The sequence below is a fragment of the Streptomyces sp. NPDC028711 genome, assembly GCF_055565415.1.
Window position 1 is genome coordinate 750,434 of record NZ_JBVHUJ010000002.1, and the last position, 12,786, is coordinate 763,219.

Sequence of the window (12,786 nt, forward strand, 5' to 3'; positions counted from 1 at the left end):
TTCGACCTCCTCGCCGTCGACGGACTGCTGACCGACGAGGAGCGGGAGATCCGCCGTACCGTACGCGCCGTCGCCGACCGCGAGCTGCGCCCCCACGTCGCCGGCTGGTTCGAGAAGGGCGAGATCCCCGCCCGCGAACTCGCCCGCACCCTCGGCGGCGTCGGCGTCCTCGGCATGCACCTGGAGGGCTACGGCTGCGCGGGCACCAACTCCGTCGCGTACGGCCTCGCCTGCCTGGAACTGGAGGCCGTCGACTCCGGACTGCGCTCCCTCGTCTCCGTGCAGGGCTCCCTCGCCATGTACGCCATCTGGAAGTACGGCTCCGAGGAGCAGAAGCAGCGGTGGCTGCCGAAGATGGCGGCCGGCGAGTACATCGGCTGCTTCGGCCTCACCGAGCCCGACGCCGGCTCGGACCCGGGCGCGATGCGGACCCACGCCAAGCGCGACGGCTCCGACTGGATCCTCAACGGCACCAAGATGTGGATCACCAACGGCTCCGTGGCCGATGTTGCCGTCGTCTGGGCCCGCACCGACGAAGGCGTCCGCGGCTTCCTCGTCCCGGCCGGCACCCCCGGCTTCAGCGCCCCCGAGATCAAGATGAAGCTCTCGCTGCGGGCGAGCGTCACCAGCGAACTGGTCTTCGAGGACGTGCGCCTCCCCGCCGACGCGATGCTGCCCGAGGCCCGCGGCCTCTCCGGCCCGCTCGGCTGCCTCAACGAGGCCCGCTTCGGCATCGTCTTCGGCGCGCTGGGCGCCGCCCGCGACTGCCTGGAGACGGCCATCTCGTACGCCCGCGACCGGATCGTCTTCTCCCGCTCCCTCGCCTCGTACCAGCTCACGCAGCAGAAGCTCGCCGACATGTCCGTCGAACTCGGCAAGGGCATGCTCCTCGCCCTTCACCTGGGCCGCCTGAAGGACGCGGGTGCGCTCACCCCGGAGCAGGTCAGCGTCGGCAAGCTGAACAACGTCCGCGAGGCCATCGCCATCGCGCGCGAGTGCCGCACGATCCTGGGCGCCAACGGCATCACCCTGGAGTACCCGGTACTGCGCCACGCCAACAACCTGGAGTCGGTCCTCACCTACGAGGGCACGAGCGAGGTCCACTCCCTGGTCATCGGCAAGGCCCTCACCGGCGAACAGGCCTTCCGCTGATCCTGAGGCGTACGGGGGCGTGCCTCCGGGTGCTTTCCGGGGGCGAGCGACCGCCCCCGAGCTCACCCGCGACAGCGCCGGGTGGCGGGCCTACCCTGAAGTCATGGCCATGGTGCGGGTCAAGGGGCTGGGAGTCGCTTACGACCGCGCGGGTGAAGGGCCGCCTGTGGTGTTCCTGCACGGTGCGGCGTACGACGCGCGCGTCTGGCGGCCCCAACTCGACGCCCTGGCGGACGCTTTCACGGTCGTGGCCTGGGACGAGCCGGGGGCGGGCCGCTCCTCCGGCATCCCCGAGTCCTTCGGGCTCGCGGACTACGCCCATTGCCTGGCCGCCGTCGTGGAGTCGCTGCGGCTCGGTCCGGCGCACATCGCGGGACTCTCCTGGGGCGGCACGCTCGCCCTGGAGTTCTACCGCCGCCACGCGGACCTCGTGAGGACGCTGATCCTGGCCGACACCTACGCCGGCTGGAAGGGCTCTCTGCCGGCGGAGGAGGTGCGGACCCGGGTCGAGGGCGCGCGCCGGATGCTGGCGGCGCCGCCCGGTGCCTTCGATCCGACCCTGCCCGGACTGTTCGCGGGCGAGCCGCCCGCCGCGTACGGACCGCTGTTGGAGGCGATGGCGGCCGACGTACGCCCGGAGAGCATGCGGACGCAGCTGGCCCTCATGGCCGAGACGGACCAGAGGGACCTGCTGCCCACCGTCTCGGTGCCCACCCTGCTGCTCTGGGGAGAGCTGGACGTGCGCTCGCCGCCTGCCGTCGCACGGCAGTTCCAGGAAGCGATCCCGGACGCCGAGCTGGTCGTGTTCCCGGGCGCGGGGCACGTCAGCAACCTGGAGCGGCCCGAGGAGTTCAACCGCTCGGTACGCGACTTCTGTCACGCCCACTCCTGAAGCGTGTATCGAAGCACTACGCGCTGCGAGGAGGTCAGCCCGTCGTCACCCGGGCGACGAACGCGTCCAGGTTGCCGGTCAGACGGGCGACCTGCTCGTCGAGCGTGAGGGACTCCTCATGGCGCCGGCCGCGCAGCTTCGGCTGCCGCCGGCCCCGGACGTACAGGGAGCAGGCCAGATCGGCGCAGAGGTAGATCCCGACCGTGTTCCCCTCGCGCCCACGGCTCCCGGCGAGGGGCGCGACGAGGAGAGTGACGCCCGACGAGGCGTGACCGGTCAGACAGACCTGGCACATGCTCGACTTCACGGCGCTGGTCCGCCCCGAGGCCGGCACGCGCAGGCTGACGCCGACCGGACCGTCCGGGCGGGGGACGACCAGGTGCGCGCGGAGCGGCGCACCCGGGTCGACCCAGCCGAGGAAGTCCAGGTCCTCCCAGGGGAGTTCCGCGAAGTCGAGCGGCAGCTTGAGGCGTGCCGCCTCGCCCTTGGTGCAGTTCACGAAGGACGAGCGGATCTGTTTGTCGGTCAATGGTTCCACTCGGTGGACCGTACACGGATCCCTGCGGTCGGGCATCCGAATAAGCGTGTGCGCGCTCTCAGGCCTTGGCCGGGTCGACCTTGAAGACGCGGGCCATGTCGTCGAGGACCATGTGCGCGCCCTGGAGGGACACCGAGGTCATCCAGATCTCGTCCTTGACCTCGTGGACGTTGCCCTCCTGGACCGCCTTGAGACGCTTCCAGAGCGGGTTGGCGAGGAACTTCGCCTTGCGCTCCTCGCCGCCGGAGAACGTGGTGTAGAAGATCACGTCGGCATCCGCCTGGGCGATCTGCTCCTCACTGATCTCGATGTTGAACTCCTTCGGGTCCCGCTGGTTGGCGGGCCGGGCGATGCCCATGTCCGAGAGGATGACGCCGGTGAAGGTGGCCGGGAGGTAGATGCGGGTCGGTCCGTCGAGGAAGCGGACGACGGAGGCGGTGGGCTTGCCCGCCTTGGCGTTGACCGCGTCACCGATCTTCTTGGCGCGGGTCTCGTACGCGGCGACCTTCTCGGTCGCCGCCTTCTCCTCGCCCAGCGCCTTGCCGAGCAGCCCGATGTTCTCCTTCCAGATCGGCCCGGTGGTCTTCACGAAGACGGTCGGCGCGATCTGGCTGAGCTTCTCGTACAGATCCTCGTGGCGGACGGTCGCCGAGACGATGAGGTCGGGCTTGAGCAGCGCGATCTGCTCCAGGTTCGGGCTCTCCAGCGGGCCGACGTCCTTGGTGTTCTTGACGGCGTCGCCCAGGTAGGGGGGGAAGCCCTTCTGGTCACGGTACGAGCCGATGCCGCCGACCAGCGGCGCGTCGAGCGCCACGACGGCCTCGACCAGGCTGTTGTCGAGGGCCACGATCCGCTGCGGCTTGGCCTTCAGCTCGGTCTTGCCCTTGTCGTGCTCGATCGTGCGGGGGAAGCCCGCCTCGGCCTTGGCGTCGGAGGAGGCCGGAGCGGCCGGCTTCTCGCCCGACCCGCCGCCGCACGCGGTGAGTCCGGCGGCGAGGGCCGCCGCGAGGACGAAGGCGCCGAGGCGCCGGGTGCGGCGGCTCCGATTGAGGGTGGTCACGGGGGTTCCTCCACTGAGCGGGGCGACGTCCGGGCGGAACCGCGCCCGAACGGGGTGACATGGCACGCGCGAAGCCCAAGGCAAAGGGCACTTAGGGAAGGCTTGCCTTGGTAAATCCTGTGTGAGGATAACGGCATCGCGCCACGGCGTGAACACGGGGGGTGGCGTGCCGATGAGGTTAGGCATCCCTTAGCTTGAGGCGCGTGCCTGTGAAGTCCTCGGCCGCGTCCGCCGCCACACCGCCCGGCCCGCCCCCGCCGCCCCGACCGTCCCGCTCCGACGCGGCGCGCCGTCGTGCCTTCCTCGTTCCGCTCGTCCTCGCCGCCTTCCTCGTCCTCGCGCTCGCCGCCTCCCTCGCCATCGGCGCCAAGTCCGTGCCCCTCGCCGACGTCCTGGCCGCGCTCGGCGGCTCGACGGACGGAGACGCCGTCGTCGTCCGCGAGTTGCGGATGCCCCGCACCCTCCTCGGCCTGCTCGCGGGGCTCGCCCTCGGCGCCGCCGGGGCCGTGGCCCAGGACATCACCCGCAACCCCCTCGGCGACCCGGGACTCATCGGCGTCAGCGCCGGAGCCGCCTTCGCCGTCGCCGCCGGCATCGGGGTGTTCGGCCTCACCAACTCCTACCAGTACATCTGGTTCGCCTTCGCGGGCGGAGCCCTCGCCGGGCTCCTCGCCTACCTGGTCGGAGGCACCGGCCGCGGCGGCGCGACCCCCGCCAAACTGGCCCTCGCCGGAGCCGCGGTGACGGTCCTCCTGGAGGCGGGCACCAACGCCCTCGTCCTGCTCGACGTCCGCACCCTCGACCAGTACCGCTCCTGGGCCGTCGGCTCCCTCGCCGGACGCGACGCCGGACTCGGCCTCCAACTCCTGCCGTTCATCGCCGCCGGGCTCCTCCTCGCCCTCGCCCTCAGCGGCCGGCTCAACGCCCTGGCCCTCGGCGACGACCTGGCCGCCACCCTCGGCACCAAGGTCGCCGCCACCCGCGCCCTCGGCGCACTCGCCGTCTTCGTGCTCACCGGCTCCGCGGTCGCCGCCTGCGGTCTCGTCGCCTTCGTCGGACTGGTCGTTCCGCATGTCGTCCGCGCCTTCACCGGGCCCGACGCCCGCTTCCTCGTGCCCTGCTCGGCCCTCGGAGGAGCCGTCCTGATGCTCGGAGCCGATGTCGTCGGCCGGATCGTCGCCCGTCCCGGCGAACTCCAGGCCGGCGTCGTCACCGCCCTGATCGGCGCTCCCTTCCTCGCCTTCCTCGTCAAGCGCGGCAAGCTCAAGGAGCACACCCGATGAGCGGCCTCCGCATCGAACTCGGCCCCTTCGGGACACGCCTGAGGACCCGAGTCGTCCTCGCCGTCACCGGCCTGGCCCTCGTCGCCTTCGCGGGCGTCGTCGCCTCCGTCTCCCTCGGTACGTACGCGATTCCCGTCCCCGACGTGCTCGGCGCGCTCCTCGGCACCGGCTCGGGCGACGCCGACCTCATCGTGCGGGAACTCCGGCTGCCCCGCGCCCTGACCGCCCTCCTCGTCGGCACCGCCTTCGGCGTCGCCGGAGCCGTGTACCAGGCGGTCACCCGCAACTCCCTCGCCAGCCCCGACCTCATCGGGATCTCCGCCGGTGCGGGCGCGGGCGCCGTCGGCGCCATCCTCGTCGGCGGCGCCACCGCCGCAGGTGCCGGCAGCTTCGGGGCGGTCCCCTTCGGCGCGCTCGCCGGGGCGCTCGCCACCGCGGCCGTCATCTACGTCCTCGCCTACCGGGGCGGCACCGTGACGGGCTACCGCTTCGTCCTCGTCGGCATCGCCGCCAACGGAGCCCTCGCCGCCCTCACCCGCTGGATGCTCGCCCAGGCGGACATCGACCAGGCCTCGCGCGCCATGGTCTGGCTCACCGGAAGCCTCAACGGGCGCGGTGACGAGCACGTCCGCTGGGCAGGACTCGCCCTCCTCGTCCTCGTACCGCTCACCCTCGCGCTCGCCAGGCCGTACCAGCTCCTCCAGTTCGACGACGACACCGCGCGCGGCCTCGGCGTCCCGCTGCACCGCGCCCGCGTCGGGCTCCTGGTCCTCGCCACCTGTCTGGCCGCGCTCGCCACCGCCGCGGCGGGACCCGTCGCCTTCATCGCGCTCGGCGCCCCGCAGATCGCCCGCCGCCTCGCCGGCACGGCCGGGGTCCCGCTCGTCCTCAGCGGACTCACCGGCGCCGCCCTGCTCCTCCTCGCCGACCTCGCCGGACGGCTCCTCTTCTCACCCGTCGAACTGCCCGTCGGCATCATCACCGGCGCCGTCGGAGCCCCTTATCTCCTGCTACTGCTCGCCCGCGCGAACCGCTCGGGCCAGGGAGGCTGACATGACCGCCACCACCACCCCCGCGACGACCGGAGCGGCCCTCACGGGCACGGCGCTCCGCCTCGGGTACGGCGAGCGGACCGTCGCGGAGCACCTCGACCTCGACATCCCGGCGGGCCGCGTCACCGCCCTCGTCGGGCCCAACGCCTGCGGCAAGTCGACCGCTCTGCGCGCCCTCGCCAGGCTCCTCAAGCCCGCCGCGGGGACCGTGCACCTCGGCTCGGAGGACATCGCGGAGCTGGGCTCCCGCGACCTGGCCCTCAAGCTCGCGCTGTTGCCGCAGAGCCCGGCGGCGCCCGACGGCATCACCGTCCGCGACCTCGTGGCCCGTGGCCGCACCCCGCACCAGCGCTGGTGGCGCCAGTGGTCCTCGGCCGACGAAGCCGTCGTCGACCGGGCCCTGGACGCCACCGGCACCACCGAGCTCGCCGAGCGGGGCCTCGACGAGTTGTCCGGCGGCCAGCGCCAGCGCGTCTGGATCGCCATGGCCCTCGCCCAGGACACCCCCGTCCTCCTCCTGGACGAGCCGACCACCTATCTGGACCTCGCCCACCAGGTGGATGTGCTCGAACTCGTCGCCTCGCTCAACCGGGCCGACGGACGCACCGTCGTGATGGTGCTGCACGAGCTCAACCTGGCCTGCCGGTACGCCGACCACCTCGTCGCGATGCGCGAGGGCCGGGTGGTCGCCACGGGGCCGCCCGGCGAGATCGTCACGCCGGACCTCGTCCAGGAGGTCTTCGACCTGCCGGCCACCGTCATCACCTGCCCGGTGGCCGGGACGCCCCTCGTCATCCCCGAAGGAGGACGCCGGCCGCGTGTCCCCGGCCCTCAGACCAAGGGCTGACGGCCGGACCGCCGGCGCGGCCTCAGGACCGGTGCCGGAAACGAGACGGAGCCCGAGGCCGAGTTCGTCCCTGGCGGTCTACGGCGGCGCCTTGCACGCCTTCCACCACCCGCCGGTCGGCGCATTCGGGCGGTTACTCGATCGCGGAGACGTATTCACAACTGCCGCAGTAAATACCGGATTTACCGCGCGGCAGCGGCCCCCCGTGATCACCGCGACGCGGCGGACGAATCCGGCCGCCGGGGCGAGGTGTACGCATTTACGGCGGTACGACGACCCGGTGCTGCCGGGATCGGATGGTGGCAGCGCCAAGGCTGGGGGCATGACCCAGATACGCCAGAAGCCTGCCACGGGATGATCTTGCAGACCGGAGGACTCGCTACAGGGTGTTGCTCGCGAGGGATCGGCAGCGGTTGGAAGACCCCTGGCGCGAACACCACGATCTCGTGGATGGCCGTGGGTCAGTCTGCCCCACGGGGCCAGGTGGCGGGCGGGCGGCTCAGAAGGGGCACTCGATGTGGATGTCGATGTCCACGCCCCCCGTGTGGATGCCGATGTCGATGGACGACTCCGTCTCCACCGGGACGATGGAGATCGGTATGCCGTCGGCGAGTCCCTGGCTGATCAGCGCCTTCCACCGGAAGGCCTGCGCGGGGTCGGAGATGACCTCCACCAGCATGTCGCGCTGCTTGTCCGTGAGCGCGAAGTACTCGTCCCCGAACGCCAGGACGCCGTCGTCCTGGACGATCCCGATCGCCCTGCGGCGTTCCTGCTCGTCCTGCTTCAGCCGCTGGATCAGCTCCTCGAAGGTCTGCGGATTGAGCGCGGGCTTGGCGTACGTGGCCATGGTGTCTCCTCGAAGCCCATGGGACGGATGGCTGGGCGCACAGCGGCCTACGTCGGACGCGACGGAGAAACCGGTGCGGGGAAGCCGGCCATGAACAGACCCGAATCTTCCTTCTTGCCCCTGTTCCACCGTATGCGCAACTCGTTTGCCCCGCACGGCGGAAGCCGTCCCTCACTCCCCTGGGCCCGGCGGGCTGGCGGCCCTCGCGGCCCCCCACGGACAGTGGCAGAAAGACCCTGCCCAGGAAGGCCTGCCACCCATGTCCGGACCCATGGAACCCCTGCCCGACTGCGCCGACGACCCCACCGGCGCACTGCGCGCCATGTTCGTGGACCTCGTGCAGGGCAGGCGGATCGCACAGGGGCAGGAACCCGCGCTGCGGCCCGTCTTCCTCAAGGCCCACGGCTCCGCCCGGGGCGTCCTCACCGTCGACGCGGACATGCCCGAGGAGCTGCGCGTCGGCTTCCTGGAGGCCGCCCGCGCCCAGGGCGGGCTGACCGCCTGGGTGCGGTTCTCCAGCGACACCGTGCCCACCCGGTCCGACCTGCGCACCACCCTCGGCATCGGGATCAAGCTCTTCGGGGTGCCCGGTGTGAAGCTCCTGGCGGACGACAGCGCCGCGGACACCCAAGACCTGCTGCTCCAGAACCACGACGTGTTCTTCGTCGACACCGCCCGCGACATGTGCGACTTCACCCGGGCCGGGGTGGTCGACAACACCCTCCAGGCCTATCTGGACAGCCATCCGGTCACCCGGACGGTCCTCCAGGACATGGCCAAGGCCGAGAAGAGCACGCTGACGGCCACGTACTGGAGCGTGCTTCCGTACGGCTTCGGGGACGAGCGGCACGTCAAGTACAAGCTGGTCCCCGCGGGCTGCCCGGACGGCGATCCGCAGGCCGTGCCGCCCGACGAGGACCCATCCTTCTTCCGCGGCGACCTGCGACACCGGCTGGCCGCCGGGGAGGCGGCCTTCGACCTCTTCGTACAGCTGCGCACCGACCCGGACGGTATGCCTCTGGACCGGGCCACGGTCCGCTGGGAGGAGGCGGCGAGCGCTCCGGTGCGGGTGGCCAGGCTGACCCTGCATCAGCAGAACACCGAGGCGCGCGGCCAGGCCGCGTACGGCGAGAACCTCGCCTTCAACCCCTGGCACTCCCTGCCCGAGCACCGCCCGGCCGGCAGCATCGCCGAGGCCCGCCGGGTCGTGTACCTCGCCTCGGCCGCCCGGCGGCGCGACGCCAACGGCGTCCCCGCGACCGAGCCCGGCCCCGCCCGGCCGGCCTCCACTGAGCCGCCCGGCCGTGACACCCGGATCGTCCGCGCCGCCATCCACCCGGCGATCGGCGTGGCCCGGGTCGGCGACAGCGCCGAGGGGTTCTTCCTCGCCCCCGAGGTCGACGACGCGCCCACCGAGGCGTCGTACAAGGACGCGACCGGGGCCCTGAAGCGGCAGGCGGTCCGCTTCCGGGTGTACGGCTTCAACGCCGCCGGGGAGCCGGTCGCCGAGCTGACCGCGGAGAACGCCGACTTGCGGTGGACCGTGCATGTCGCCAACAAGAAGGCCGCCTGGTACCAGTTCCAGCTCGCCCTGGACATCCCGGAGGCCGCCCAGGCACCGGAGAGCAGACTGCGCAACGCCACCGTCCGGCCCCGCAGCCGGCTGGTCATCGACCCCGGCTCCCGGTCGGTGCGCGGCCGCGACCGGGCCGGGCTGCCCGAGCTCCGGTTCGACACCGGCACGTTCATGGGCACCCCCGTCTACCTGGGCGAACTGCGCACCGATCGGGCCGGCCGGCTCCTCTTCCTCGGCGGCCGCGGCAAGGCGGCCTCGGCGGACAACCTCCCCGCCACCGACTACGCCAACAACGACGGCTGGCACGACGACATCGCCGACGGGCCGGTGCGGGCCGAGGTCCGGATCGAAGGCCGGACCATCCCCGTCGAGCCCGCCTGGGTCGTCGTCGCGCCCCCCGACTACGCGCCCGGCCTCAAGTCCGTCCGCACGCTCCACGACCTGCTCCGCGACACCTACGTGACAGCCGGGCTGCTGCCACGCCCGCAGCGGGTCTCCTTCACCCACGACGTGCTGCCGGTGCTGAGGCGGCTGTGCGACCTGCAGTGGGTCAACCGCGGACTCGCCGTCCAGTTCGGCCACGGCGGCCGCGAGCATCTGCTGGCGCCCGAGCGGCTCACCCGGCTGGCGAGCAAGGACCCGGTCCACAAGGAGCTGCGGCGCCAGGTCTGGGCATCGCTGCGGCACCTCGACCGCGACGGCTTGTCCACCGTCCCCTGGCCCTCGGTGTACGGCGACGCCGTGAATCTGCCGCCGGTCTCCCCGCGCCAGCACCTCGCCCTCTCGCCCCTGCAGTATGACCTGCTGACGCGCTGGATGGACGGCGCCTTCGTCGAGGACTTCGATCCGGCCGCCACGCCGGTGACCAGGCTGGAGGACGTTCCGCTCGCCGAGCGCCCCGCGACGCTGGACCGGGCCGCGCTGTCGTTCTGCCTCGCCGACGCCTTCCACCCCGGCTGCGAGCTCACCTGGCCGATGCGGCACGCCACGATGTACTCGGCGCCCTTCCGGATCAAACACCGCGACCCGGGTCTGCCCGACCAGAGCTACGGCCGAGTCCTCACGCCCCAGGCCGCGCTCGGGGTCGACGGCCCGCTGTACGCGCAAGGGCCCGGCCACCTCACCCGGTGGATGGCCGTCCCCTGGCACACCGACACGGCGAGCTGCCGCTCCGGCTACGACCAGGGCTTCGGGCCCCGCTACGACCCGTACCTGCCCACGTTCTGGCCGGCCAAGGTTCCCAATCACGTCCTGGCCGAGGAGGAGTACACGATCGCGATGGACCCCGCGCGGCCTCAGGAGGAACGCCGGCTCGCCTTCGAGCGCAGGTCCGTGTGGCTGCGCTGGCTGCCCACCGGCTACGAGACCCAGATGAACGACATGGTCCGGGACTTCGGCAAGCTCGGGATCGTCGAACGCCGTCCCGGACCGCAGGACGCCCCTGGGCTCCCGGAGACCATGCTGGTGGAGTCCGAAGTGACCTTCGCTCCCGAGCCCGCACCGCCCCGCGAACGCAATCTGATCACCGTGCACGTGCCGGAGGCCGCCGATCCGGAGGTACGGGCCGACGCCGTGGCCGCGGCCGTAGCGATGGCCGAGCCGCCCGACGAGGAGGTCTCGGCCGGCTTCATCAACAAGATGACCCGCTTCCCGGGCCGCCGGTGACGGGCGGCTGCGACGCAGTCGTGGCGGGCGCCGGGCCGGCCGGGTCGGTCGCGGCGCTGTGCCTGGCCCGCGCGGGCCGCCGGGTCCTGCTCCTCGATCCCCGGCCGCGGGACCTCCCTGGGTCGCGGGGAGCGGGCCCGTACCGGATCGGCGAGACCCTGCCGCCCGCCGCCCGGCCTCTGTTGCGCGACCTCGGGCTGCTGGCCGGGCTCGACGCCGACGGTCACCTGCCCTGCACCGGCACCGACGCCGCCTGGGGCTCGGAGCAGCTGCACGGGCGCGGTCACGTCATGGACCCGCACGGCCACGGCTGGCATCTGGACCGCGTCCGTTTCGACGCGTTCCTGCGCGGCGCGGCCGAGGACGCCGGGGCCCGGCCCGAGTGCGGCGTCGCTGTGCGCCGGACCGGCCGGCCGGGAGCGTGGCGGCTGGTGGTCCGCGAGCGCGGGGTGGAGCGGGAGCTGCCCTGCGCGTGGCTGGTGGACGCCACCGGCCGGCGCGCGGTGATCGCCCGGCAGGGCGCCGTACGGCTGCGGCAGGACCGGCTCGTCGCCGCGTACGCCCTGCTGACCGGCCCCGTACCGGCCGACCAGGACCTGCGCACGCTCGTCGAGTCGGCGCCGGGCGGCTGGTGGTACACCGCGCGGGTGCCGACCGGGCGGCTGGTCGCCCACCTCACCGACCTCGACCTGGTCGAGCCCTGGCTACGCACCGCCGCCGGGTTCCTGAAGGGGGCGGCCGGCACCCGGCACGTACGGACCCGGCTGGACGGCTACGCCGCCGGGCGGCTGCCGGAACCGCGATGGGCGCCGGCCCATGGGCAGCGTCTCGCCCCGCCGGCCGGGCCGGGCTGGGTGGCCGCCGGGGACGCCGCGCTCGCCTGCGACCCGCTCTCCTCCCAGGGGATCCTCACGGCCCTGCACACCGGCGCCCGCGCGGCCGCGGCTGTCGACGGCTCCCTCCGCGGCGAGGCGGGCGCCCTGGCCGCGTACTGCGCCTTCGTCGACGGGATCGCGGCGCGCTACCTCGCCCTGCACGCCCGGGCCTACGCCGACGAAGCCCGCTGGGTGTCGTCGCCGTTCTGGGCGCGGCGCCGCCCGGCGGTGACGGCCCTGTCCGGGGTCCTCACGCCGGGTTGAGGCAGATGTTCTGCGTGGTGCCGGCCATGGTCGCCTGGTCCAGGACGACGAGCCGGTTGATGTACCCCTCGCGCATGACGAGCAGAGAGTAGGCCACCCACATGCCGTCGATGAGGGCGATGAACTGGGCGTTCGCGTCGAAGGTGTAGGTGTTGAACCCGTCCGTGATCCAGGACCACGGCAGCAGCTGCTCGTTGGCGCAGTCCCGCAGGACCAGGGTGACGACCCAGGGGAAGTGGACGTCGGTGGTGTCGCCCCGCTGGGCCCCCAGCAGGGATCCCTCCTCGAAGACTCCGCTCCTGCGCCCGCTGCCGGTGGCCTGTTCCGCGACCGCGGCGAACCGCTTGTGCATCGGGTTCCGCAGCCGCGCGGTCGAGCCGTGGCCCTCGGCCTGGCGCAGGGAGATCCGGACGAACGCGGTGAGTTTCACGGCGAGGTCGCCCTCGTCGTGGACGGGGAAGAGCTCGGGGGGCACGCATGGCTCGTCCGGCAGGTTGTCGAGGGGCGGGAACCCGAGCGTGCCGGGGTCCATCTCTTGGGTCTGCAGTTTCTTGAGGAGGTCCTCCCAGTCCACGATGGGCATGGGCAGGCCGCGGAGCTGGGCACCCAGCTCGTAGATGAGCGCGGTCTCGGGGTGGGCCGTCAGCAGCCGGGCCTCGAAGGACCCCTGCAACGCGCCGGCGTTCTGGTTCACCATCGCCAGCTCCTGGTTGAAAGGTGTACCGGTTGGAGGAG

The 12,786-nt window shown here is 72.6% G+C and carries 11 protein-coding genes; 7 read left to right on the plus strand and 4 right to left on the minus strand.

Annotation, left to right across the window (positions count from 1 at the left end; all coding sequences use genetic code 11):
* Positions 1-24 precede the first annotated feature (24 nt).
* A complete protein-coding gene (locus tag ACZ4VK_RS09150) occupies positions 25-1,152 on the plus strand; it encodes an acyl-CoA dehydrogenase family protein (RefSeq protein ID WP_468350806.1) in 1,128 nt (375 codons plus the stop codon).
* A 103-nt stretch (positions 1,153-1,255) separates the two neighbouring features.
* Entirely contained in the window at positions 1,256-2,044 is a 789-nt protein-coding gene (locus tag ACZ4VK_RS09155) for an alpha/beta fold hydrolase (protein WP_468350090.1), read from the plus strand.
* A gap of 34 nt (positions 2,045-2,078) precedes the next feature.
* Here ACZ4VK_RS09155 and ACZ4VK_RS09160 read toward each other — a convergent pair whose 3' ends face one another.
* Together ACZ4VK_RS09160 and ACZ4VK_RS09165 are read right to left on the minus strand one after the other, a co-directional pair.
* Positions 2,079-2,582 (minus strand): FBP domain-containing protein, encoded by a 504-nt coding sequence (locus ACZ4VK_RS09160; RefSeq protein WP_468350092.1) that lies wholly within the window; start codon positions 2,580-2,582, stop codon positions 2,079-2,081.
* A gap of 58 nt (positions 2,583-2,640) precedes the next feature.
* Positions 2,641-3,642 carry an ABC transporter substrate-binding protein gene (locus ACZ4VK_RS09165; protein ID WP_468350094.1) on the minus strand — a complete coding sequence of 334 codons (1,002 nt, stop codon included), beginning with the start codon at positions 3,640-3,642 and terminating at the stop codon, positions 2,641-2,643.
* A 209-nt stretch (positions 3,643-3,851) separates the two neighbouring features.
* On the opposite strand from ACZ4VK_RS09165, the gene ACZ4VK_RS09170 reads away from it, so the two are divergent.
* The 3 genes from ACZ4VK_RS09170 to ACZ4VK_RS09180 are packed head-to-tail and all read left to right on the plus strand — an operon-like array spanning position 3,852 to position 6,824.
* Positions 3,852-4,925: a FecCD family ABC transporter permease gene (locus ACZ4VK_RS09170; protein ID WP_468350808.1), complete on the plus strand. Its 1,074-nt coding sequence runs from the start codon at positions 3,852-3,854 to the stop codon at positions 4,923-4,925.
* Entirely contained in the window at positions 4,922-5,977 is a 1,056-nt protein-coding gene (locus tag ACZ4VK_RS09175) for a FecCD family ABC transporter permease (RefSeq protein ID WP_468350097.1), read from the plus strand. Before ACZ4VK_RS09170 ends, ACZ4VK_RS09175 begins: the two co-directional genes overlap by 4 nt.
* Before the next feature lies 1 nt (position 5,978).
* Positions 5,979-6,824, plus strand: coding sequence for an ABC transporter ATP-binding protein (locus ACZ4VK_RS09180; protein ID WP_468350099.1), 846 nt, complete (start codon positions 5,979-5,981; stop codon positions 6,822-6,824).
* Positions 6,825-7,323: 499 nt separating this feature from the next.
* Here the strand turns inward: ACZ4VK_RS09180 and ACZ4VK_RS09185 are convergent, their stop codons facing one another.
* Positions 7,324-7,671 carry a hypothetical protein gene (locus ACZ4VK_RS09185; protein ID WP_468350101.1) on the minus strand — a complete coding sequence of 116 codons (348 nt, stop codon included), beginning with the start codon at positions 7,669-7,671 and terminating at the stop codon, positions 7,324-7,326.
* 259 nt (positions 7,672-7,930) lie between these two features.
* Between ACZ4VK_RS09185 and ACZ4VK_RS09190 the strand changes: the two genes are divergently transcribed.
* Together ACZ4VK_RS09190 and ACZ4VK_RS09195 are read left to right on the plus strand one after the other, a co-directional pair.
* Entirely contained in the window at positions 7,931-10,912 is a 2,982-nt protein-coding gene (locus ACZ4VK_RS09190; protein WP_468350102.1) for a LodA/GoxA family CTQ-dependent oxidase, read from the plus strand.
* 20 nt (positions 10,913-10,932) lie between these two features.
* Positions 10,933-12,051 (plus strand): NAD(P)/FAD-dependent oxidoreductase, encoded by a 1,119-nt coding sequence (locus tag ACZ4VK_RS09195; RefSeq protein WP_468350104.1) that lies wholly within the window; start codon positions 10,933-10,935, stop codon positions 12,049-12,051.
* Here the strand turns inward: ACZ4VK_RS09195 and ACZ4VK_RS09200 are convergent.
* A complete protein-coding gene (locus tag ACZ4VK_RS09200) occupies positions 12,038-12,748 on the minus strand; it encodes a hypothetical protein (protein ID WP_468350106.1) in 711 nt (236 codons plus the stop codon). The two genes, ACZ4VK_RS09195 and ACZ4VK_RS09200, sit on opposite strands and share 14 nt — an antisense overlap.
* Positions 12,749-12,786 lie beyond the last annotated feature (38 nt).